Below are 21,306 nucleotides of genomic sequence, written 5' to 3' on the forward strand. Positions count from 1 at the left end.
GGGGGCGGGGCCACGCGGGCAGTGGCAGGTTTTCGGCAGCGGGCAGGCGGGATGCTAGTGGGCGTCGGCCTGGCGTGCGGCGTTGACAGCGGCGGAGGTGTCGCGGCTGGCGCCATTGAAGAAAACGTTCAGGGCCACCGCCGTGATCGAGGCCAGGAGGATACCGGATTCGATCAGCGGGTGGATAGCGTGCGGCATCCACTGGCGGAAGTTGGGCGCGATCAGCGGCACCATGCCCACGCCGATGGAAACGGCCACGATCATGGCGTTGAAGCGGTTGGTCTTGAAGTCCACCCCGCCCAGGATGCGGATGCCTGTGGCCGCCACCATGCCGAACATCACCAGCCCCGCGCCGCCCAGCACCATGGTGGGCAGCGACTCGACCAGTGCGGCCATCTTGGGCAGCACGCCCAGCACGATCAGGATCACGCCGCCGGCCACGCACACAAAGCGGCTCTTGACGCCGGTGACGGCGACCAGCCCCACGTTCTGCGAGAAGCTGGTGTACGGAAAGGTGTTGAAGATGCCACCCAGCAGCGTGCCCAGGCCATCGGTGCGCAGGCCGCGCGTGAGGGCTGCCTGGTCCACCTTGCGGTCGGTCATCTCGCCCAGGGCCAGGAACATGCCGGTGGATTCGATCATGACCACGATCATCACCAGGGTCATGGTCAGGATCAGGATGGGGTCGAACACAGGGCCGGCAATCTCGAACGGCAGCACCAGGTCAAACCACTGCGCCTTGGCCACCTTGTCGAAGTTCATCATGCCCAGCGCCACGGCCACTACCGCACCAATGACGATGCCCAGCAGCACCGAGATGTTGGCGACGAAGCCCTTGGCAAACTTGGCAATCAGCAGGATGGACAGCAGCACCAGGCCCGAGATGCCCACACCGGTCAGGTCGGCGTACTTGGGGTTGGGCACCGTGGGCACCACCGCAAACCCCTTGGGCACCGGTGGCAGTGACGAGCCGGGGGCTCCGGCAGCGGCCTGCGCATCGGCCAGCCACTTGAGGTGCTCGGGGTTGGGCACGCTGGGCGCCGTGGGGCCGACGGGGTTGCCAAAGATCCAGTTGATGCCCACGCGCATCAGGCTGATGCCGATGACCGCAATGATGGTGCCGGTGACCACCGGCGGGAAGAAACGGAGCATGCGGCTCACCATCGGAGCGATCAGGATGGAGATCACCCCCGCGCCAATCACCGAGCCAAAGATCAGCCCGGCACCGGCGGTGCCGCCCGTGGTCTGCGCCATCGAGATCATGGGCGCCACAGAGGCAAAGGTCACCCCCATCATCACCGGCAGCTGAATGCCAAACCAGCGCGAGGCGCCCAGCGCCTGGATCAGCGTGACCAGCCCGCACACAAACAGGTCGGCCGAGATCAGCTTGGCTACCTGGTCGGGCGTGAGGTTGAGCGCGCGGCCCACGATGAGCGGCACCGCCACGGCACCCGCATACATCACCAGCACATGCTGCAGGCCCAGCGCCGTGAGTCGCCCCAGGGGCAGGTGTTCGTCCACGGGGTGTACGGGCGGGTTCATGGGTGTCCTTCGGGGGTTGGTTTTTGAATACGGAATGGAAACCTGTGCCGAATGGTGCACAGATGTCCATACAAAAATCGTATACAAAATGACCGGGCGCGCTTATCCCGGTTAACCCTTAGAGGGGCGCAGCAAATTACCCGCCGGCCGTGGACGCAGGCGATGGGGAGCTTGGGGGCCGGGCGCGTCCGGCGTGGGCTAGCCCAGGTCCGTGGATGCCGCCTTGGTGCGTTGGCTGGTCAGCGGTGCCAGCGACTCGCGCAGGCGGTCGCGGACCAGCGGCTGGCCGGGGTTGAGGGCGCCTTCCACATGGCCAATGTGGGCGAGCATGCGTTCGCGGGCCAGGGTGGTGTTGCCGGCCTCCAGCGCCTCCACAATGGCGGCATGCTCCGCACAAGACTGGCTGGCCGCGTGCTGCGACTGGTACAGCGACGCGGCCAGGGTGGTGCGCGCCGTGAGGTCGCGCAGGATGTCGCTCAGGCTGCGGTGGCCCATCGCTTCGGCCAGGCAGACGTGGAAATCTGCGAGCAAAAAGGCGCGTGTGGCAGCGTCAGCGCCTTCGATGGCCTGCTGTTCGTCGGCGATGTGCGCACGCAGGCGGCGGGTCACGCTCTGCAGCGGGCGGCCCGCATCGGCCAGGATGCCTGATTCGATGATGCGCCGGGCGGAGAACGCGTCGCGTGCATCCTCCACCGAGGGCTCCACCACGTACCAGCCCCGGCGCGAGCGCACTTCCACAAAGCCCCGTGCCTGCAGCTGCATCAGGGCCTCGCGCACCAGCGTGCGGCTCACGCCGAACAGATCGGCCAGCTCCTGCTCGCCCAGGCGCTCGCCGGGCGAGAGTTTTTGCGCCAGGATGGATTCCACCACCTGCTGGGCGATCTGGGTCTGGTTGATGCTCATGGCCGAATTGTCGCGTGCTGTGTCGGGGGCTTGCCCGATCAGGCACGCGGCGAGGGTGGCTCGCGGCCGTCCAGCACGGCGTGGGCGCGTTCGCGGTCGATGTCGCCTTCCCAGGCTGCCACGGCCACGGTGGCGACACAGTTGCCAATGAGGTTGCCCAGCGCGCGGGCGATGCCCATGAACCAGTCCACCGACAACACCAGCACCAGGCCAATCGCCGGGATTGCAGGGATTGCCTGCAAGGTGGCTGCCAGCACGACGATGGCCGAGCCGGGCACGCCGTGTGCACCCTTGGAGGTGACCAGCGAGATCGCCAGGATCGTCAGCAGGTCGGCCATGGAAATCGGCGTGTTGGTGGCCTGGGCGATGAACACGGCGGCCAGTGTGATGTAGATCGAGAACGCGTCCAGGTTAAACGAGTAGCCCGTGGGGATCACCAGGCCCACGGTCGAATCGCGGATGCCCATGTGCTTGAGCTTGGCCATGATCTGGGGCAGCACGCTGTCGGACGACGTGGTGGCAAACACCACGGCCAGTTCCTCGCGCAGATAGCGCAGCAGCTTGAACAGGCTGAAGCCCGACACCCGCATGATGAGGCCCAGCACCACCACGACGAAGATGACCACCGCGGCGTAGAACAGCGCCACCAGCATGCCCAGCTGCTTGAGGGAACCCAGGCCGTATTTGCCCACGGTGAACGCGATGGCGCCCAGCACACCCAACGGTGCGAGTTTGATGATCAGGCCCATGGTCTTGAACAGCACATGCGACAGGTCATCGATCAGGCCGGTGACCCGCGCCCCGCGCTCACCGATCAATGCCAGGGCGCAGCCAAAAACGATGGAAAACAGCAGGACCTGCAGCACATCGCCGTTGGCGAACGCGCTCACGGCGGTGGTTGGTATGAGCTTGAGCAAGAAGTCGGTGAAGCCGCCGCCGGTGAGCTTGCTGGCGTTTTCGGCGTAGGCGCCCATGGCTTTGGGGTCCAGCGCATTGGGGTCCACGTTCATGCCCACGCCGGGCTCGAACCAGAACGCCAGCGCCAAGCCCAGCACCAGGGCGATGGAGGTGACCACCTCGAAGTAGATCAGCGATTTGACGCCCACCCGGCCTACCCGTTGCAGGTCGCCAGTGCCTGCAATGCCATGCACCACCACGCAGAAGACGATGAGCGGGATGAGCATCTTGATGAGCTTGATGAAGCCGTCTCCCAGGGGCTTGAGCGCGATGGCGGTGTCGGGCCACACAAGGCCCACCACCACACCGGCTATCAAGGCCAGCACCACCTGACCAAAAAGGGATTTGAAAAACCGGGGCATGCCAACTCCTTCAGTAGCTTTTTGAACGCAAATCTTGCATACAAGAACTGTAGGCAAGTCTGAAGAGTGGCGGTATGAGGGTATGCCCGCATGGGGTTGCCAGAGGCGGCAATAAAAAAGGCCACGCCCTTGTGGGGCGTGGCCTCGCAAATGTTGACAAGCACAGACCGCCCGCATGAAGCGGGCGCTGGCAATCAGTAGCCGAGGGTCTTGCCGTCGGGGTTGCGGGGGTCCGAGTAGCCGTACAGCGCGCCGCCACGGATCTGGATGGTCTGCGTGCGGCCCATCGAAGGCTTGAGCGCGATGTTGTGGCCGCGTTGCTTGAGCAGGGCAATGGTGTCGGGCGAGAGGCCCTTTTCCACGCGCAGCTCGTCCGGCGTCCACTGGTGGTGCACGCGGGGTGCCGCTGCGGCCTCCGCAGGGTTCATGCCGAAGTCGATGGTGTTGACCACCGTCTGCAGCACCGTGGTGATGATGCGCGCGCCGCCAGGGCTGCCGGTCACCAGTGTGGGCTTGCCGTCCTTGAGCACCAGGGTGGGCGTCATGGACGACAAGGGGCGCTTCTTGGCGGCCACTGCGTTCGCGTCGCCACCGACCAGGCCATAGGCATTGGCCACACCGGGCTTGGCCGAGAAGTCGTCCATCTCGTTGTTGAGCAGGATGCCCGTGCCCTTGGCGACGATGCCGCTGCCGAAGTTGGTGTTCAGCGTGTAGGTCACGGCCACGGCGTTGCCGGCCTTGTCCACCACCGAGTAGTGGGTGGTCTGGTCGCTCTCATACGGCTGTGGCTGGCCGGGCTTGATCTCCTTGGCCGGGCGTGCGCGGTTGGGGTCGATGCCCTTGGCCAGCGATTCGGCATAGCGCTTGGAGGTCAGGCCCTTCAGCGGGATCTTCACGAAGTCTGGGTCGCCCAGGTATTCGGAGCGGTCGGCGTATGCCAGCTTGCTGCTCTCGGCCATGTGGTGGATGGTCTGCGCGCTGTTGGGGCCCCACTGGGCCAGGGGCAGGGGCTCCAGCATGTTCAGGATCTGCACCAGGTGCGGGCCGCCCGAGGAGGGTGGCGGCATGGTCACGATCTCGTAGCCACGGTAGGTGCCACGCGTGGGGACGCGTTCGGCCACCTTGTATTCGCGCAGGTCTTGCAGGGTGATGGCGCCTGCGTGGGGTGCCATTTCGGCGGCGATCTTCTGGGCGATCTCGCCTTCGTAGAACGCCTTGGCGCCCTGCTGTGCGATGAGGCGCATGGATTGCGCCAGGTCTTTTTGCACCAGCGGGTCGCCCACCTTCAGGGGTTCGCCGTTCTTCCAGAAGATGGCCTGGGTGGCAGGCCACTTGCCCATGTTCTTCTTCTCTTGCTGCAGTATCTTGGCGAGCGTTTCGCTCACCGGGAAGCCCTTGTCCGCCAGTTCGATGGCCGGGGCGATCACACGCGACAGGGGCAGGGTGCCCCAGCTCTTGAGCGCGTGTTCCATGCCCGCGACGGTACCGGGCACGCCCACGGCATAGTGGGTGTACAGCGACTTGCCGTCCACCACATTGCCCTTGGCATCCAGGTACATGTCGCGCGTGGCCTTCGATGGCGCCACTTCGCGGAAGTCGAGGGCCACGCTCTTGCCGGTCTTGGCGTCGTGCACCATCATGAAGCCGCCACCACCCAGGTTGCCCGCATTGGGCAGGGCCACGGCCAGCGCAAAGCCAATGCCCACGGCCGCATCCACAGCGTTGCCACCGGCCTTGAGGATGTCCAGGCCAATCTGCGAGGCCAGCTCCTGCTCGGAGGCGACCATGCCATTGCGTGCCACCACGGGGTGGAACACATCCATGTCGAAGTCATAGGCTGCACTGGCGGCCTGGGCCGAGGCGGTCTGCTGCACTGCGGGCGCGGGTGCAGCCGTGGCTACCGGCGGCGTGCTGCCGCAGGCCGCGAGGCTGGCCAGGGCCAGCACAACGCTGCCAGCCAGCAGCGTATGACGAATGTTCATGGGATATCTCCTGGTGTGTGGAATCTGGAAATGACAACGGGCGCACCCAGTCGATGGATGCGCCCGTGCCAGTGTAGGTCGGTCAAAGGGCTGCCAGAGGCAATCTCGTCATGACATTGAAGCGCAGCACTGATGTGCTGCGTGCATTACTTCCTGCCCCGTGGGCCCTCAGGCGAGCAAGTCGCTCAATGTCCGTGCAATCACCTTGGTGGCGCGGCGCAGGTCTTCGAGCTGCAGGCGCTCGTCGGCGCGCTTGGCGTGCGATTCGAGGACCGTGCGGGGGCCTGCACCGTAAATCACGCCGGGAATGCCGCGCTCCACATACAGGCGCACATCGGTGTAGAGCGGCGTGCCCACGGCGGGTACCGGTTCACCGATCACGGCCTGGGCATGTTGCTGGATCGCATCGACCAGGGGCTTGTTGCCCGCCAGCGGCGTCATCGCGTTGGCCAGCAGCAGGCGCTTGATCTCCACGCTGATACCGGCGCGCTCACCTGCAGCCTGTTCGATCACGCGGCGGATGTTGGCTTCAACCTCCACCGGGTTTTCCTCGGGGATCATGCGGCGGTCGAGCTTGAACATCACCTTGCCGGGTACGACGTTGGTGTTGGTGCCGCCCTCGATGCGGCCCACGTTCAGGTAGGGGTGCTTGATGCCTTCGACCTTGGACGTGACCTTCTTGTACTCGTCGTTCTGTGCGTACAGCGCGTTCAGGATGTGCACGGCGCCCTGCAGGGCATCTACTCCGGTGTGGGGCACGGCGGCATGGGCCATCTTGCCGTGCACCGTCACTTCCATCTGCAGGCAGCCGTTGTGGGCGGTGACCACTTCGTAGCTGAAGCCTGCGGCAATCATCAGGTCGGGCTTCGTCAGTCCCTTTTGCAGCAGCCAGCCGGGGCCGAGTTCGCCGCCAAACTCTTCGTCGTAGGTGAAGTGCAGCTCTACCGCGCCCTGGGTGGGCCTGGCCACGGCTTCCAAGGCCCGCACCGCAAAGGTGAAGCTTGCAAAGTCGCTCTTGCTCACGGCGGTGGCGCGGCCATACATGGCGCCATCGACGATCTCGGCGCCGTAGGGGTCGTGCGTCCAGCCTTCGCCGGGCGGCACCACGTCACCGTGGGCGTTCAGGGCGATGGTCCTGCCGCCGCTGCCGTACGGTCTGCGCACGATGAGGTTGGTGATGGATTCCATGCCGTAGGCCAACACATCAGCGGCGGGCACGGCGTGCTTTTCGGCCTCGTAGCCAAAGTCCTTCAGCAGCTCGGCGGTGCGCTCGGCATGGGGCGCGTTGTTGCCGGGGGGCGTGTCGGTGGGTACGCGCACCAGGGCCTGCAGAAAGCGCACTTCTTCGTCAAAGTGCTGGTCGATCCAGGCGTCCAGCGCGGCGTGGTGGTTCGGGGTGGTCATGGTTGTTGTTCCTCGGCAAGCTGGTGCAGCACCTGGGTGAAGGCGTCCACGGCCAGTTGCATGTCGTTGTTGGTGGTGGATTCGAGCGGGTTGTGGCTGATGCCGGAGTTTTCTCCGCGCACAAACAGCATGGCCTGCGGCATGATTTCGTGCAGCTTCATGGCATCGTGGCCTGCCCCACTGGGCATGCGGAACACGGGCACGCCCAGGTGGTCCACAGCACGCTCCCACTGGTGCTGCAGGGCCGGGGCGCTGGGGGCTGCTGCGGCGCGCATGGATTCCTCCAGCGTATAGCGCAGGCCGCGCCGGGCTGCGATCTGGCCCAGGTGGTCCAGCACATCGCGCACCAGTGCGTCCCGTTGCGGATCGGTGGGCGCACGCAGGTCCAGGCTGAACTGGCAGCGGCCCGGCACCACATTGATGGAGCCGCCGGGCACGTTGAGCAGGCCGATCGTGCCCACCGAGTCCCCGTCCTGGGCGGCGCGCTGCTCGATGTACAACGCCAGCTCAGCCACAGCCACGGCCGCATCGCGGCGGCGGTCCATGGGGGTGGTGCCTGCGTGGCTCGCGATGCCGATCATCTCGCCCACAAACCGCACACCCCCATTGATGGAGGTGACCACGCCCAGCGGCAGATCCAGCTCGTTGAGCACCGGGCCCTGTTCGATGTGAACTTCAATGAAGCCCAGGTACTGCGCCGGGTCGCGCTGCAGCTTGGCAATGTCGTCGATACACAACCCAGCGTGTTGCATGGCCGCGCGCATGGTCACGCCATCGGCATCCTTCTGGTCCAGCCAGGCGGGGTTGAAGTGACCGATGAGCGCGCCCGAACCCAGGAAGGTGGCCTTGTAGCGCTGGCCTTCCTCTTCGGCAAAGGCAATCACCTCGATGCCAAACGGCAGGCGCCGGCCCGCGCGGTGCAGTTCGCGCACGCAAGCCATGGGCACAAATATGCCCAGGCGCCCGTCATACTTGCCGCCATTGCGCACGGTGTCGTAATGCGAGCCCGTCATGAGGTACTTCGCCCCGGGCGTCGCGGCGCGATACCGCCCTACCACGTTGCCCACGGCGTCCACCTCGACCTCGTCAAAGCCGCAGTCGCGCATCCAGTGGCTGATGCGCTGGGCGCAGGCCCGGTGGGCGTCGGTGAGGTAGGTGACGGTGAGCTGGCCCTTTTCGGCAAAGCCGGGGTCGGAGTGTTCGGCCAGCTTTTCATGCCAGTCCCACACGTCATTGCCCAGCACAGGTTCGGCGGCGAACTTGTCGTTCAGGCGGATCTCGGCGATGCGGTGGATGTTGCGCAAGGCCTCTGCCACCTCGAATTCCGGGTGGTTATCGAGCCGCCGCGCAAAGGTGTCGATGATCTGCTGCTTGTTCAACCCCGCGCCACGCGGTCCTCGCACGGCCAGAATGAAGGGGAAACCAAAGCGTGCGTTGTAGTCCGCATTGAGCTGCTGGATGCGCGCAAATTCGTCCGGCGTGCACTGGGTCAGGCCCGCCTTGGATTGCTCGTTGGTCGACTCGGCGGTGAGGCTTTTCGCCACCATGGCCTTGCCCGCCAGCTCGGGGTGGGCGCGGATCAGGCCCAGCTGCGCCTCTGTGCTGGCGGTGCGCACCGAGTGGGCCAGGGCGTGCTTGAGGTGTGCCAACGAGCGGAACGGCCGTTGGGTGAGCGCCTGCTCGGCAATCCAGGGGGAATGCTCGTACACGCCGTCCAGCGCCTCCAGGGCCTGCGCGGGCGTGGCGGCGTTCAGTTGGTCAAGGGTCCATGCCATGGTCATCAGGCCTTTGTGGTGGGATAGGGGTGCACGGCCTTCCAGTGGCGCGCGATGTCGATGCGGCGGGCCACCCAAACCTTGTCGTGCTGTGCGATGTGATCCAGAAAGCGCTGCAGCGCCGTGATGCGGCCCGGGCGGCCCAGCAGGCGGCAGTGCATGCCAATGCTCATCATCTTGGGTGCGTTGTCGCCAGCCGGGTCGCCCTCGGCATACAGCGCATCGAAGGTGTCCTTCATGTACTGGAAGAACGGGTCGGCGTGCGAATAGCCCTGGGGCAGCGCAAAGCGCATGTCGTTGCAATCGAGCGTGTAGGGCACGATGAGCTGGGGCACCACGCTGCCGTCGGTCTTTTGCACCTTCATCCAGAAGGGAAGGTCGTCCCCGTAGTAGTCGCTGTCGTATTCAAAGCCGCCGTAGTCGGCCACCAGTCGGTGGGTGTTGGGGCTGTCGCGGCCGGTGTACCAGCCCAGGCCGTGCACCTGGCCTTCCGAGCCTCCTCGTGGGGCCGTGAGGCGCTCGATGATGGCCATGGCCTCGGCCATGTGCGCGCGCTCGACGTCTTCTGGGATGTGCTGGTAGTGGATCCACTTGAGGCCATGGCAGGCAATCTCGTGGCCCAGCTCCACAAAGGCTGCAGTGAGGTCGGGGTGGCGCTGCAGGGCCGTGGACACGCCAAACACCGTGAGGGGCAGCTGGCGCTTTTCAAACTCGCGCAGGATGCGCCACGCGCCAGCGCGCGATCCGTATTCATAAATGCCCTCCATGCTCATGTGCCGCTCGGGGTAGCTGGCCGGGTTGAACATTTCGGACAGGAACTGCTCGCTGCCCGCATCGCCATGCAGCACCGCGTTTTCGCCGCCCTCTTCGTAGTTCAGGACGAATTGCACGGCAATGCGCGCGCCACCGGGCCACTGCGCATGGGGCGGGGTCTTGCCGTAGCCAATAAGGTCGCGGGGGTAGGCCTGGGTGGTGTCGTAGATCATGGTGGGGTGGTTTTCAAGAGGCCAGGGCGGCGGCCAGATCGCTGGCAGGGCGCTTGCGGTCAAAGGTCAGGCTGGCTTCGACATGTTCGAGGTGGCTTTGCATCAAGGCGACGGCACGTTCTTCGTCGCGCGCGGCCAGGGCCGCCACGATGTCGGCGTGCTCCTCGTGCGAGTGTTCGGCGGCGCTGGCCGACTGGTACATCAGCGTGATGAGGGCACAGCGCGAGATCAGGTCGCCCAGCATCTGCGCCAGCACCTCGTTGCCCATCAGTTCGGCCATGCGCACATGGAAGTCGCCGAGCAACTCGGTGCGTGTGCTGGCGTCGTGGGTGCCCATGGCGGCCTTCTCGCTGGCCACGTGGGCGCGCAGGGCCTTGAGCTTGGCGGGCGTCACGCTGCGCACAAAGGCGCGGGTCATCTCGGTCTCCAGCATGCGGCGCACGGCAAACACCTGGCGCGCCTCCTCGACCGAGGGTGTCGCCACAAACGCGCCCCGTGCGGGCTCCAGCGTAACCAGCCGGTTTTGCGCCAGTTGAAACAGTGCCTGGCGCACCAGCGTGCGTGACACGCCAAAGTGGTCGGCCAGCTTTTGCTCGGCCAGCTTGGTGCCGGGTTGCAGGCGGTGTTCTACGATGGCGCGGGTCAGCGCTTCGACGATGGCGCTGGTGGAGGAAGATTCCATGGCTGCATGATACGGTGGATGGTGAAAAGTGTATACACTTTTGGTCTACACACTGCGATCTGGCAATCGTCGCCGATTGGACAGACTCTTACTTCAGGAGATTCCCCCATGGGATTGAGCACCCACGTTCTGGACACCATGAACGGCTGCCCTGCGGCCGGCATGGAAGTGGCCCTGTATTCCACCGACGGCGACAACGCCACCCTCATCAAGCGCCTGGTGCTGAACCATGACGGCCGCACCGACGCACCGCTGTTCGACAACGCCAGCCTGCGCACCGGCACCTACCGGCTGCGCTTTGATGTGGCGGGCTACTTCAAGGCCCGGGGCGTGCATCTGCCCGAACCCAATTTTCTGAACCAGGTGAGCCTGGACTTCGGCATTGCGCATGCCGACCAGCACTACCACGTGCCGCTGCTGGTCAGCCCCTGGAGCTATTCGACCTACCGGGGCTCGTAGCAAGCGCTGCCTGACGGCCGAAGTGGCCTGGCCGCTCAGGGGGATATTGCTACAGCTGCCCTTCGGTCAGCGTATCGAGCTGAAAGTGCCCGCTCTTGTCCCACAGCCAGGTCTCGGTGTAGGTGACCTTGCCCATGCGGGCAGGGACTGGGAAGGGGGCCGCAGCGCGCACCGTGCGCTCGATTTCGGTGACCACCTCGGGGGCATGGCGCGGGGCGCGCATCCAGTGCAGGCGGGTGATCTTGCCCGCGCGGTCGATGTCGAGCTGCAGCACACCGATGGCATACAGCTGCGGCGGCAGTTTGCCTTTGAAGATGCGTTCGCGGTTCAGGCCATACAGGTGCGTGGCGGCATCCTGGCGGTAGGCCAGCGGTGTGGCAGCGGCCGAGGGGCGCGCAGATCCGGCCGTGGCAGGCACGGGGCCCTTGACGCCGCTGGCATCGGGGCCGGTGGAGGGGACGCTGTCGGGCGCGGGGGCTGGCGTGGGCTCTGGCGGGGACTTGCAGGCCGAGACCAGCGCCGCACCCACGGCCATGATGCCTGCCAGCAACCAGTGGCTGCGCTTTCCGGTGGAGCGGGGAGAGGGCGTGTCGGGCATGGTGTGAAAGGTTCCTGAGGCTGCGGGCACGATAACCCAGCGGCGAAGGTGGTACGTTACAAAATGACGACGGCTGCAAAGGGGATGCAGCAACATGCCTCACCGGAGGGTGAGCCGCTTGCCTGGCCCCGTTTTGCGTCCGTCACGAAAAGGATCGCGGTGACAAATTTGCAAATGCTGCTGGACGGCCTGGGGGCCGCGCCAGCCTGTCTGGTGACCGTGGAGTCTACCCAAGGGTCCGTGCCCCGGGAGCACGGCGCCTGGATGGCGGTATTTGCCGACCAGCTGGTGGGCACCATCGGCGGCGGGCATCTGGAGCTGCAGGCGATTGCCGAGGCGCGCCGCCGCCTGGCGGGTGGGCCGGTGACGGCGCTTGGGCCGATGCGGTTTGCGCTGGGACCGGCGCTGGGCCAGTGCTGCGGTGGGGTGGTGCACCTGGGATTTGAGCTGCTCACGGCGCAAGACGCCCCGGGGTTGGCCCAGCGCCTCACACCCAACCTGCACCCGGTGGCCCTGTTTGGCGGCGGGCACGTGGGCCACGCGCTGGCCCGCGTGCTGGCGCCACTGCCCTTTGCCCTGACCTGGATCGACAGCCGGGACGGCATCTTCCCGCCCGACCCGCCGGAGGGCGTGGTCTGCGAACACTCCGAGCCGGTTCAACTCGCCGTGCCCCGCCTGGCACCCGGCAGCCGCGTGCTGATCATGAGCTTCAGCCACGCCGAGGACCTGGACGTGGTGGCCGCCTGCCTGCGCCGCCAGCGCGAGCAGGGCGACCTGCCCTTCATCGGGCTGATTGGCAGCCAAACCAAGTGGGCCACCTTCAGCAACCGCCTGCATGAGCGCGGGTTCACGCCCGAGGAGCTGGCGCAGGTGACCTGCCCCATCGGCATTCCCGGCATCGGGGGCAAGGAGCCCGAGGTGATTGCCGTGGCCGTGGCAGCGCAGTTGCTGCAGACGCTACCGCCCATGCCAAAGGCCGGGAAATGAGGGTAATTCCGGCCCCGAATGCCCCAGGTTGGGGCTGGAATCGGGAACAATTCCTGCATACACTTTGACGTACCGGTCGCAGCGGTGCCCCGGCCAGCAACCCACTGGCCAAGGTGCGCGACCTCAATGTCTGCTCAGAGCGCCCGCAGTGGTGAGCAGGTTTGCTGTTTGGCGCTAACGCGCCATCAAGGTTGAGATATGGAAAGCTACTTTCTCGACTGGGCCAACCTGCTTTTGCGCTGGGTCCATGTCATTACGGCCATCGCCTGGATCGGCTCGTCGTTCTACTTCGTTTTTCTGGACAGCAGCCTCACGCCGCCCGAGGACGAAGACCTCAAGAAACAAGGCGTGAGTGGCGAGCTCTGGGCCGTGCACGGCGGCGGGTTCTACCACCCGGTCAAGTTTGCGGTGTCGCCGCCGCAGTTGCCCAAACACCTGCACTGGTTCTTCTGGGAGAGCTACAGCACCTGGATCAGCGGGTTTGCGCTGTTCACCGTGTCCTACCTCTACAGCGCCAGCACCTACCTCATCGACAAGTCGCGCATGGACTGGGCGCCCGCCACCGCCATCGTGGTGGCGCTGGGCTTCTTTGTGGTGTTCTGGCTGCTGTACGACGCCATCTGCCGCATCTTCGGCCAGCGCAAGAACGGCGACGCCATCGTGGGTGCGCTGGTGCTGGTGCTGGTGTGCGTGGCCTCGTGGCTGGCCTGCCACTGGTTTGCGGGCCGCGCAGCCTTTCTGCTGGTGGGGGCGATGATCGCCACGTCCATGAGCGCCAACGTGTTCTTCTGGATCATCCCCGGCCAGCGCACCGTCATCAGCCAGATCAAGGCCGGCCAGCCCGTGGACCCGATCCACGGCAAACGCGGCAAGCAGCGCAGCGTGCACAACACCTATTTCACGCTGCCCGTGCTGTTTGCCATGCTGAGCAACCACTACAGCTTCACCTGGAGCCACCCGCAAAACTGGCTGGTGCTGATCCTGATGATGTTCGCGGGCGCGGCCATCCGCCAGTTCTTCGTGATGCGCCACGGCTACAAGCTGGGCCGCAACGGCAACCCGCTGCCGTATGCGCTGGTCGGCGTGGCCGTGATCGTGTGCGCCATTGTGTGGATGCGCCCCGCACCGATGGCCACCCCCGTGGTGAATGCTCCTGTTTCAGGAGCTGCCAGCGCAGATAAAACTGGCGCTAGCGGCCAAAATGACTTCGAGGCCGTGCAGGCGGTGCTGGAACAGCGCTGCTACATGTGCCACGGCGAGCAGGTGCAGATGAAGAACCTGCGGCTTGATTCGCCCGACAGCGTAAAGCAACACGCCCAGGCCATCTACCAGCAGGCCGTGGTGCAAAAGCTCATGCCCATGAACAACGCCACGGGCATCACCGATGCGGAGCGTGCGCTGATTGGGAAGTGGTTTGAGGCAGGGGCTGCAACGGGGCCTTGAATGTGTTGAGTGCCGCGGCAATCGGCCAGAAGCAGTCGCTCACAGAATCGCCAGGAAGCGGACGTAGCTCGACTGAGCCTTGGGCTGTTTCGGCGCGCCTCTGATACTCTCCAATACTGATCCGGGGTACCGCTCTTAGAACCTCTGGCCGCGCTCGGTATAGGCGCCTGGCTTGAGAGGTGCTCTGTGCGTGACTCAACCTTTGCTTGGCTTGTACTGGCGGCAAGCGTGCTCGCGGAAGTCGTTGGAACCATTGCACTCCGCTATGCGGATGGCTTCACACGTATTTTCCCTTCCGTCCTTTCAGGGCTTTGTTATTCCGCCGCTATCTGGCTTATGGCAATCGCCGTCCGGCATATGGAAGTCGGACTTACCTATGCGGTATGGGCGGGAAGCGGAACAGCTTTGACGGCGGTGCTCGGAATGCTCTGGTTTGGTGAGTCGGCGAGCTTCCTTCGACTGGCCGGTCTTAGCTCCATTGTTTTGGGCGTCATTGCTTTGAACTTGAGTGCCCGATAAGTCGCCGGACACGCATTTTCAAAGACTGATTCACGCTTCGGCGAACGGCTGCAAAGGGACCGAAGCGGACTTGTTTGCTCTAAGCCGAGCAGCGTCAAGGCCCCAATGCCGTTAAGCCAGAACACCGTTTTTGCGTCGGTGTTGCGTCCTGGGTATGCGATCCAAACAGGCCCTACGCAGCCAAAACATCCTGCAGCGCCCGCGTGGCAGCCACCGCCCCCAGGCTCGACTCGGTAAACCCGCCATACAGCACCACCCCGGTTGATGCCTGCTTGGCCTCATGCTTGGCCACGGCGGCCAGGTTGGCCACTTCTTCGGCATGCCGAAAGCGCCCGGGCGTGATGCGCACGGCGCCGATGGCCAGCGTGGTGCACGGAAAGAACCGCTGCACTCCATGCCGGTCCTCGGCATGGATGCCGCCTGCCAGCCGTGCGCTGTCGTCGAACAGCGTGACGGCCTCGCGTGCGAACTCGTCCACGATGTTCTTGCAGCGCTGCAGCCAGTTGCTGCTCTGGAAGATCAGCATGAAGTCGTCCCCACCCACATGGCCCACAAAGTCGCTGCGTGCGTCGCAGTGTGCCGTGGCCAGGCGCGCCACCAGGCGGATCATCTGGTCGCCGCGCCAGTAGCCGTAGTGGTCGTTGAAGGGTTTGAAGTTGTTCAGGTCCGCATAGCACGCCACGAACTCGGTGCCGCTCTCCAGCAAGCGCTGGATGTGCAGGCTGATCGGAATGTTGCCGGGCAAAAAGGTCAGTGGGTTGGCGTGGCGCGCGGCCTCGATACGGGTCTCGGTCACGGCGCGCACCAGCTGGTCGCCGGTGCCCAGGCCCAGGTAGCGGCCGTTGTCGGTGACGATGTAGCCGTCGCTCAGGTAGCGCTGGTCCTGTGAGGTGAGGATGCCCACGAGCTGGTCCACATCGCAGTCCAGCTCCACCACACGCGGCGCCAGGTTGGCAAACGCCAGGCAGGACTTGCGGCCATGCACCTCGCGGAAGTACGGCGTGGCGTAGTGGTTCATGAACTGCTGGCGGTTGATGAGGGCCACGGGGCGCGACCCGTCCACCACCGCCAGCGCGTGCAGGTCCGTGTGCTGGCGAAACAGGGCGGCCACGGCATCGTTGTTGGTGGCGGGCGCCGCGGTGGGCGCCTGCACCACCAGCAGGCTGCGCAGGATGCCTGGGCGCGCGGTCTGCCCCAGGTGCGGCAGCACGGCCACGCGGCGGTCGTGCATCACCTCCAGCGCCGCGTCGTCCACCGCCTCGCGCGGCGCCATGGCCGGACGGCCCAGCAGCCAGCCCTGGCCCAGGGGGATGTCCAGGTCGCGCAGCGCGCGCAGGTCGTCGCGGGTTTCGATACCTTCGGCGATGAGCTGGGTGCCGAACACGTCGGCAATGCCCTTGATGGCCTGCAGCATCTGCAGGTTCTCGGGGTGGTCGCTGATGTCGCGGATGAAGTATTTGTCGATCTTCACGAAGTCGGGCTTCACCTCGGACCACAGCCTGAGGCTGGAGCGGCCATCGCCAAAGTCGTCCAGCGCCAGCCGCGCGCCGCAGGCATGCACAGCCTTGATGGCCTGGCGCAGCTGGGGCATGTCGGTCACGCGTTCGTGTTCGGTGATCTCCAGCACCAGCATGCGAGCGCTCAGGCCCAGGCTGCGCACGGTGTTGCCCAGCTCGGTGGCGCCGATCAGCTGGACGCCATGCACCAGCGCATCGGCGCTGATGTTCACAAACAGCCGGCCCGGCGCGTCGTGGCGCCCCCATTGCTCCAGTGCGGTGTAAACGCACAGCAACTCAAAGTCCCTCAGGATGCCCTCGCGGCGGGCCAGCTCCAGCAGTTTGTCGGGGGTGTGCAAGGGGGTGTTCTGGGGCCCCCGGATCAGTGCCTCGTGCGCGTACACCTGGCCCTCGCGCAGGTCGGCCAGGGGCTGGAAAACGCAGTACAGCCCGCCCTCGCGCATCAGCCGCGCCAGGGGGCCGGTGCCCTGGCGGGCGGCGGGCGATAGCAGCGCCATCATCGCCTCCAGTCGGCTCCATGGGGTGTTGTGCATGGCTGTTGTGGGTCCCTGAGCAAGGGTGCCGACGATACCGGTGGCGTGTGACAGGCTGGTTACAGCAGCGTGACTGGTACGGCCGCTGCACAATGCGCGGCATGCACCCAGAAACCCAGCCAGCCAGCCCCTCCCTGCCGGACTACCGCACCCACCCCCGCGCCTTTCTGAAGGCGCTGTTTGATGCCGCAGTGCACAGCGCACAACCCCTGCACGGCATGCGCCAGTGGCTGCCCCAGCCACCCAGCCGCGAGAGCGGGGGCCGCACCCTGGTGCTGGGCGCGGGCAAGGCGGGGGGCGCCATGGCCCAGGCACTGGAGGCCCTGTGGCCGCAGGACGCGCCCCTGTCGGGCCTTGTGGTCACCCGCTACGGGCATGTTCCGCCCCGGCCTGCGGGCGTGCCGCAGCGCATCGAGGTCGTTGAGGCCGCGCACCCCGTGCCCGATGCGGCGGGGCTGGCCGCGGCGCAGCGCATTCTGGATCTGACCCAGGGGCTGACGGAGCACGACCTGGTGCTGTGCCTGATCTCGGGCGGGGGCTCGTCCCTGCTGACCTTGCCCTGCGACGGGGTGACGCTGGAAGACAAGCAGCGCATCAACCGCGCCCTGCTCGACAGCGGCGCGCACATTGGCGAGATGAACTGCGTGCGCAAGCACCTCTCGCGCATCAAGGGCGGGCGCCTGGCGGCGGCCTGTGCGCCAGCGCGCGTGGTCTCGCTCACCATCAGCGACGTGCCGGGCGACGACCCGTCAGTGATCGCCAGCGGCCCCACCGTGCCGGACGCGACCACCTGCGCCGATGCGTTGGCCATTCTGGCGCGCTATGGCATCGAGGTGCCCCCGGCCATCCGCACTGCGCTGGAGGCAGGCCGCCTGGAGACGCCCAAACCCGGCGACGCGCGCTTTGCCGGGCATGCCGTGCATCTGATCGCCACGCCGCAGCAGGCGCTGGAGGCCGCGGCCGCGCTGGCCCGTTCGGCGGGGCTGCCTGCGCATGTGCTGTCGGACGAGATCGAGGGCGAGTCGCGCGAAGTGGGTAAGGTGCATGCGGCGCTGGCCCGTGCAGTGGCGCGGCGCGGCCAGCCGTTTGCGGCGCCGTGTGTGATCCTGTCGGGGGGGGAGACCACCGTCACCGTGCGTCCGCGTGCACCCGGTGTGTCCCGGGGGCGGGGCGGGCGTGCGGGTGAGTTTTGCCTGGGCCTGGCGCAGGCGTTGCAGGGCGAGCCCGCCGTGTGGGCGCTGGCGGCAGACACCGACGGCATCGACGGCAGCGAAGACAACGCGGGGGCCTTTGTGTGCCCCGACACGCTGGCGCGCGCAGGCGCTGCAGGCCTGCGCATCGACGACCACCTGGCGCGCAACGACGCCTGGGGATTTTTTGCGGGGCTGGACGACCTGCTGGTCACCGGCCCTACGCACACCAACGTGAACGATTTTCGGGTGCTACTGATTTTGTAGCTGCTCAGGCATATTGCACTAGCGCCTGGGGCTGCTGGGGGGCTCTTCTAGCGAATGCTAGTGACGCCTTGACTCCCCATAGCCGCCTCCAGCACCAGTGCGGGCTGCGGCCCCATGGGGCCTGATCGGTCCAACATCCTGAACCAGCCCAGGTACGAATCAAGGTATTTCGTTGCAACGCCCTTGAAGCGCTGCATCCACCCGCGCAGCCTGCTGACATAGGCATTGACGTTTTGAACATGCCAGGGGCCTCTCACACGCCTACCCCGGCTCACGTTCACCGCCTGGTGCTGCACGCCCAGGGCCCGCGCAGCGCTGGCCAGTGTGACGCTGCCGTCGGTGCATAGGATGGTGTCTGGTGGCAGCAAGGGTTTGAGTGCAGTTTGCACACTCACCGCTTGGTTCGTCTGCAGGATGAGGTTGGCCGTTGCTCCGGCCCGGTCTCGCGCCATCAGCACCGGGGTGTATTCCAAGCCCTTGCAGCCAGCCAGCGCCTTACCGCCGCGTCGGCGAGGACGACGCAGCAAGCCTCTGTGTCCCTTGCAGGAGGCCAGGAAGTAAGACTCATCGGCCTCGGCGATGCCCACAAGCTGGCGTGCCTGCACGCTCTTGGGGCAGGCCAGGAAGCGGTGGCGCCAGCGAAAGGCGGTGCTTTGCGCCACACCCAGGCGCAGGGCCACCTGGTTGAGTGAGAGTCCTTCGCTCAAGACCTGCGCCTGGCCCATCCACTTATCCCGCAGATGCAGGCGTGCCAGCGGTGTTCCAGTCAAGGCGTTGAAGGTGCGCGCGCACTGGCGGCACTTGAAGCGTTGCAGCCCGTTGGCCGAGCCATTCTTGACAAGCTGCGGGCTGCCGCAGTGCGGACAGGTTCGGTGGGCGCTGCCATGTGCTTCTACAACGGCGATGGCTTGACTGTGATCGAGCAGCGCCTGCAGGCAGCTTGCCAGTTGCTGGCGCTGGTGGTGCGTCAGCTGGGGCAGGCTGTGGATCAAGCGCGTCATCTGTTGCTGTCGCATGGCCTTCTCCTGGGGCAGACGCAAGCGCGTCATGCTGGGGAGATGGGGGCGTAGCGCTACGGTTAAAGACTCATCACTAGCATTCGCTAGAAGAGCCTGCTGGGGCTTGAAGAAGGCCCCAGAAGCCCTGTGCAGGCCTCAGAACCGGTGGCGGATGCCCACGCCGAAGCTGTTGCCCTTGGTCTGGTTGGTGATGCGGTCGTTCATGGCCATCACATACACATCGGTGCGCTTGGACAGGAAGTAGTCATACCCCACGGTGAAGGTCTTGCGCGAGATGTCGGTGGCCGTCATCTTGGTCTGCGCCCACGATGCCAGCACCTTGCCGGTGGCGCCTGCGGGCACCGACACGCCCAGCTGCGTCGTCTTGGCCTTGTTGGTGGTGTTGTCGGCCTTGGCCTGGCCGTAGCTCGCAAAGGCCTTCACGATCGCGAAGTCATACGCGCCGCCCAGCATCCAGTCGGTCTTGGTGGTGCCCAGGTAGGTGCTGGGCACGGCGGGGTTGCTCATCTGGTCGCGCTCGTAAAAGCCGGTGACGGTGATGGGGCCGTTGAAGTACAGCGCGTTGATGCCCACGTTCTTCTTGCTGCTGTCGCCCGCGACCTCGCCAAACTGGTAGTGCAGGTTGGCGGTCAGGCCGCCCAGGTTGGGCGTGCTGTAGATGATTTCGTTGGACCAGCCCGTGTCGGACGGCGTGGTCGAACCCCAGCCCGTGCCGTTGAACAGAGGCACGTTCATGTGCAGGATCAGCGGTGCAAAGGTGAACGAGTCGCCCAGCGGGTTCGACAGGATGGACGGCAGGAAGTTGGGCGCCAGACCGCGCCCCACGGTCACGGTGCCCCAGCTGTCGCTCAGGCCCACATTGGCATCGCGCGAGAAGAACGTGTCGTTGGCAAATCGGCCCTGGATGCCGCTGTCCACCTTGATGAACGAGGTGAGCGCAAAGTTGGCCCTGAGCCCGCCGCCCAGGTCTTCGGTGCCCTTGAATCCGAACCACGACGTGGTCATGCCGCCGCTGTTGACCACCTTGCTGCTGCCGGCGTCACCGGCGTTTTTCATGGAGCCCACAAACACATCGGTCAAGCCCATCAGCTGGACGGAGCTCTGGGCCTGGGCGCCGGTGGAGCACAGCAGGGCGCCACCGAGCGATAGAGACAGTGCAATCAGGTTTTTTTTCATGGAGTGATTCCTGGGGAAGAAAGCGCCAGAGGTCCGGCGGGTGCAAGGGGAGACGCGGCCCCTGTTGCACCGTGGTGCAGGGCGGGGCCCGCCGTTGGGGCATCGCAAGTTCCATGCCCTGGTGCAACACCTGTTTACATACTTTTTGGTCGGGTCAGGGCGCACCCATGCACGTTGCTGGCGCAGTTTTCGTGTGTTTTGGCGCAAACCTGGGGCGTGCCGGGCAGGCGACATGGTGCGGCTTTGATGTGGCTCAATGCCACGGGCGCAGCCGCACGGCACAGTGGCTTCCATGCTGCCATCTACCCTTTTTTCTCTGCCCGCTGACACCGAGGTGATCGCCCCCGGCGAAGTGCTGCGCAGGCGCAATGAGGTGCTGACGACGGTGCTGCACCTCGAAAACGGCCGTGTGCTGCGCGGTGTGCTGGACGACGGTTTCCTGCGCCACCAGCTCGGTGCCGTCGAGGGGCCGTTCTGGCTCGACGCCGCGTCGGCCCTGATGGGCCTGCCGCTACCGGTGGACATGGTGGCCGACACGCGTGTGCATGTGCGGCGCATCCCCATCGAGGAGTTTCGCCGCAGCCTGGCCGCCATGCCTGCGGGCGCGCGGGGGCTGCTGCTGGACATGGCGCAGGGCTATCGGCAGCAGTCCGAGCTGGCCGTGAGCCGCCTGGCGCAGGACGCCGAATCGCGCTGCGCGCAGTGGCTGCTGAACCACGCCCAGCCCGACCACAGCGGCGCCATGCAGGTCACCCTGCACCAGCGCAAACGCCTGATTGCAGCGCAGCTGGGCATTGCGCCCGAAACCTTCTCGCGCGTGCTGCGCCACCTGCGCGAGCTGGGCCTGATCCACGGCACCGGCAATGTGCTGGCGCTGCCCCAGCCACGGGCATTGCAGTCGATGGCGGGCTGCTGACACAGCGTTCTTGACACCGCGTTCTTGACGCCCTGCAGCGACTGTCGGGTTGCGCCTGCCGGCAGCCACGGACTGCCCTTGCGTTGCAT

Annotated in this window: 18 protein-coding genes; 6 read left to right on the top strand and 12 right to left on the bottom strand. The window is 65.8% G+C overall.

Translation table 11 applies throughout. The features are described from left to right. Positions 1 to 54: 54 nt before the first annotated feature. The 8 genes from CLU87_RS02890 to CLU87_RS02925 all read right to left on the bottom strand — a co-directional run bounded on the left by CLU87_RS02890 (position 55) and on the right by CLU87_RS02925 (position 10,593). On the bottom strand, positions 55 to 1,542 hold the full coding sequence (locus tag CLU87_RS02890; protein ID WP_099729439.1) for a nucleobase:cation symporter-2 family protein: 1,488 nt from the start codon (positions 1,540 to 1,542) through the stop codon (positions 55 to 57). A 198-nt stretch (positions 1,543 to 1,740) separates the two neighbouring features. Further along, a complete protein-coding gene (locus CLU87_RS02895) occupies positions 1,741 to 2,445 on the bottom strand; it encodes a GntR family transcriptional regulator (protein WP_099729440.1) in 705 nt (234 codons plus the stop codon). A 38-nt stretch (positions 2,446 to 2,483) separates the two neighbouring features. Continuing rightward, positions 2,484 to 3,764: a C4-dicarboxylate transporter DctA gene (locus tag CLU87_RS02900; protein WP_099729441.1), complete on the bottom strand. Its 1,281-nt coding sequence runs from the start codon at positions 3,762 to 3,764 to the stop codon at positions 2,484 to 2,486. 194 nt (positions 3,765 to 3,958) lie between these two features. Beyond that, on the bottom strand, positions 3,959 to 5,746 hold the full coding sequence (gene ggt, locus CLU87_RS02905) for a gamma-glutamyltransferase (protein WP_099729442.1): 1,788 nt from the start codon (positions 5,744 to 5,746) through the stop codon (positions 3,959 to 3,961). Positions 5,747 to 5,914: 168 nt separating this feature from the next. Beyond that, positions 5,915 to 7,150: an ArgE/DapE family deacylase gene (locus tag CLU87_RS02910; RefSeq protein WP_099729443.1), complete on the bottom strand. Its 1,236-nt coding sequence runs from the start codon at positions 7,148 to 7,150 to the stop codon at positions 5,915 to 5,917. Continuing rightward, positions 7,147 to 8,925 carry a 2-oxo-4-hydroxy-4-carboxy-5-ureidoimidazoline decarboxylase gene (gene uraD, locus CLU87_RS02915; RefSeq protein ID WP_099732011.1) on the bottom strand — a complete coding sequence of 593 codons (1,779 nt, stop codon included), beginning with the start codon at positions 8,923 to 8,925 and terminating at the stop codon, positions 7,147 to 7,149. Before uraD ends, CLU87_RS02910 begins: the two co-directional genes overlap by 4 nt. Positions 8,926 to 8,930: 5 nt before the next feature. Next, a complete protein-coding gene (gene puuE / locus CLU87_RS02920; RefSeq protein WP_099729444.1) occupies positions 8,931 to 9,911 on the bottom strand; it encodes an allantoinase PuuE in 981 nt (326 codons plus the stop codon). Positions 9,912 to 9,924: 13 nt separating this feature from the next. After that, a complete protein-coding gene (locus tag CLU87_RS02925) occupies positions 9,925 to 10,593 on the bottom strand; it encodes a GntR family transcriptional regulator (protein ID WP_015012869.1) in 669 nt (222 codons plus the stop codon). A 108-nt stretch (positions 10,594 to 10,701) separates the two neighbouring features. Here CLU87_RS02925 and uraH point away from each other — a divergent pair, with 108 nt between their 5' ends. Then, positions 10,702 to 11,052, top strand: coding sequence for a hydroxyisourate hydrolase (gene uraH / locus CLU87_RS02930; RefSeq protein ID WP_099729445.1), 351 nt, complete (start codon positions 10,702 to 10,704; stop codon positions 11,050 to 11,052). Between the two features lie 49 nt (positions 11,053 to 11,101). Here the strand turns inward: uraH and CLU87_RS02935 are convergent, their stop codons facing one another. Beyond that, positions 11,102 to 11,650 carry a hypothetical protein gene (locus CLU87_RS02935; RefSeq protein WP_082522390.1) on the bottom strand — a complete coding sequence of 183 codons (549 nt, stop codon included), beginning with the start codon at positions 11,648 to 11,650 and terminating at the stop codon, positions 11,102 to 11,104. Between the two features lie 159 nt (positions 11,651 to 11,809). Here CLU87_RS02935 and xdhC point away from each other — a divergent pair, with 159 nt between their 5' ends. From xdhC to CLU87_RS02950, 3 genes are all read left to right on the top strand, one after another. Next, positions 11,810 to 12,637, top strand: coding sequence for a xanthine dehydrogenase accessory protein XdhC (gene xdhC, locus CLU87_RS02940; RefSeq protein WP_099732012.1), 828 nt, complete (start codon positions 11,810 to 11,812; stop codon positions 12,635 to 12,637). 198 nt (positions 12,638 to 12,835) lie between these two features. Further along, positions 12,836 to 14,080 (top strand): urate hydroxylase PuuD, encoded by a 1,245-nt coding sequence (locus CLU87_RS02945; RefSeq protein WP_099729446.1) that lies wholly within the window; start codon positions 12,836 to 12,838, stop codon positions 14,078 to 14,080. 186 nt (positions 14,081 to 14,266) lie between these two features. Further along, complete coding sequence (locus CLU87_RS02950) at positions 14,267 to 14,599, top strand: multidrug efflux SMR transporter (protein ID WP_099729447.1); 333 nt, start codon at positions 14,267 to 14,269, stop codon at positions 14,597 to 14,599. Between the two features lie 172 nt (positions 14,600 to 14,771). On the opposite strand, the gene CLU87_RS02955 is transcribed toward CLU87_RS02950, so the two are convergent. Further along, on the bottom strand, positions 14,772 to 16,649 hold the full coding sequence (locus CLU87_RS02955) for a phosphodiesterase (RefSeq protein WP_233193692.1): 1,878 nt from the start codon (positions 16,647 to 16,649) through the stop codon (positions 14,772 to 14,774). A gap of 101 nt (positions 16,650 to 16,750) precedes the next feature. Here CLU87_RS02955 and CLU87_RS02960 point away from each other — a divergent pair, with 101 nt between their 5' ends. After that, positions 16,751 to 18,106, top strand: a complete 1,356-nt coding sequence (locus CLU87_RS02960; RefSeq protein WP_099732013.1) for a glycerate kinase — start codon at positions 16,751 to 16,753, stop codon at positions 18,104 to 18,106. Between the two features lie 47 nt (positions 18,107 to 18,153). Here CLU87_RS02960 and CLU87_RS02965 read toward each other — a convergent pair whose 3' ends face one another. Then, positions 18,154 to 19,122: an IS1595 family transposase gene (locus CLU87_RS02965; RefSeq protein WP_099729449.1), complete on the bottom strand. Its 969-nt coding sequence runs from the start codon at positions 19,120 to 19,122 to the stop codon at positions 18,154 to 18,156. A 138-nt stretch (positions 19,123 to 19,260) separates the two neighbouring features. Continuing rightward, a complete protein-coding gene (locus CLU87_RS02970; RefSeq protein WP_099729450.1) occupies positions 19,261 to 20,301 on the bottom strand; it encodes a porin in 1,041 nt (346 codons plus the stop codon). Positions 20,302 to 20,593: 292 nt separating this feature from the next. On the opposite strand from CLU87_RS02970, the gene CLU87_RS02975 reads away from it, so the two are divergent. Next, the gene (locus CLU87_RS02975; protein ID WP_056060781.1) at positions 20,594 to 21,217 is read left to right on the top strand and encodes a Crp/Fnr family transcriptional regulator; all 624 of its coding nucleotides are present in this window, start codon (positions 20,594 to 20,596) and stop codon (positions 21,215 to 21,217) included. The last annotated feature ends 89 nt before the right edge of the window (positions 21,218 to 21,306 follow it).

Origin of the sequence: Acidovorax sp. 59 (assembly GCF_002754175.1) — a bacterium.
GTDB lineage: Bacteria > Pseudomonadota > Gammaproteobacteria > Burkholderiales > Burkholderiaceae_C > Acidovorax > Acidovorax delafieldii.

Bases quoted from the DNA above. Each gene is read 5' to 3' on its own strand.
- CLU87_RS02890 (WP_099729439.1), bottom strand. From the start codon at position 1,542: ATGAACCCGCCCGTACACCCCGTGGACGAACACCTGCCCCTGGGGCGA.
- CLU87_RS02895 (WP_099729440.1), bottom strand. From the start codon at position 2,445: ATGAGCATCAACCAGACCCAGATCGCCCAGCAGGTGGTGGAATCCATC.
- CLU87_RS02900 (WP_099729441.1), bottom strand. From the start codon at position 3,764: ATGCCCCGGTTTTTCAAATCCCTTTTTGGTCAGGTGGTGCTGGCCTTG.
- ggt (WP_099729442.1), bottom strand. From the start codon at position 5,746: ATGAACATTCGTCATACGCTGCTGGCTGGCAGCGTTGTGCTGGCCCTG.
- CLU87_RS02910 (WP_099729443.1), bottom strand. From the start codon at position 7,150: ATGACCACCCCGAACCACCACGCCGCGCTGGACGCCTGGATCGACCAG.
- uraD (WP_099732011.1), bottom strand. From the start codon at position 8,925: ATGGCATGGACCCTTGACCAACTGAACGCCGCCACGCCCGCGCAGGCC.
- puuE (WP_099729444.1), bottom strand. From the start codon at position 9,911: ATGATCTACGACACCACCCAGGCCTACCCCCGCGACCTTATTGGCTAC.
- CLU87_RS02925 (WP_015012869.1), bottom strand. From the start codon at position 10,593: ATGGAATCTTCCTCCACCAGCGCCATCGTCGAAGCGCTGACCCGCGCC.
- uraH (WP_099729445.1), top strand. From the start codon at position 10,702: ATGGGATTGAGCACCCACGTTCTGGACACCATGAACGGCTGCCCTGCG.
- CLU87_RS02935 (WP_082522390.1), bottom strand. From the start codon at position 11,650: ATGCCCGACACGCCCTCTCCCCGCTCCACCGGAAAGCGCAGCCACTGG.
- CLU87_RS02945 (WP_099729446.1), top strand. From the start codon at position 12,836: ATGGAAAGCTACTTTCTCGACTGGGCCAACCTGCTTTTGCGCTGGGTC.
- CLU87_RS02955 (WP_233193692.1), bottom strand. From the start codon at position 16,649: ATGCACAACACCCCATGGAGCCGACTGGAGGCGATGATGGCGCTGCTA.
- CLU87_RS02960 (WP_099732013.1), top strand. From the start codon at position 16,751: ATGCACCCAGAAACCCAGCCAGCCAGCCCCTCCCTGCCGGACTACCGC.
- CLU87_RS02965 (WP_099729449.1), bottom strand. From the start codon at position 19,122: ATGCGACAGCAACAGATGACGCGCTTGATCCACAGCCTGCCCCAGCTG.
- CLU87_RS02970 (WP_099729450.1), bottom strand. From the start codon at position 20,301: ATGAAAAAAAACCTGATTGCACTGTCTCTATCGCTCGGTGGCGCCCTG.
- CLU87_RS02975 (WP_056060781.1), top strand. From the start codon at position 20,594: ATGCTGCCATCTACCCTTTTTTCTCTGCCCGCTGACACCGAGGTGATC.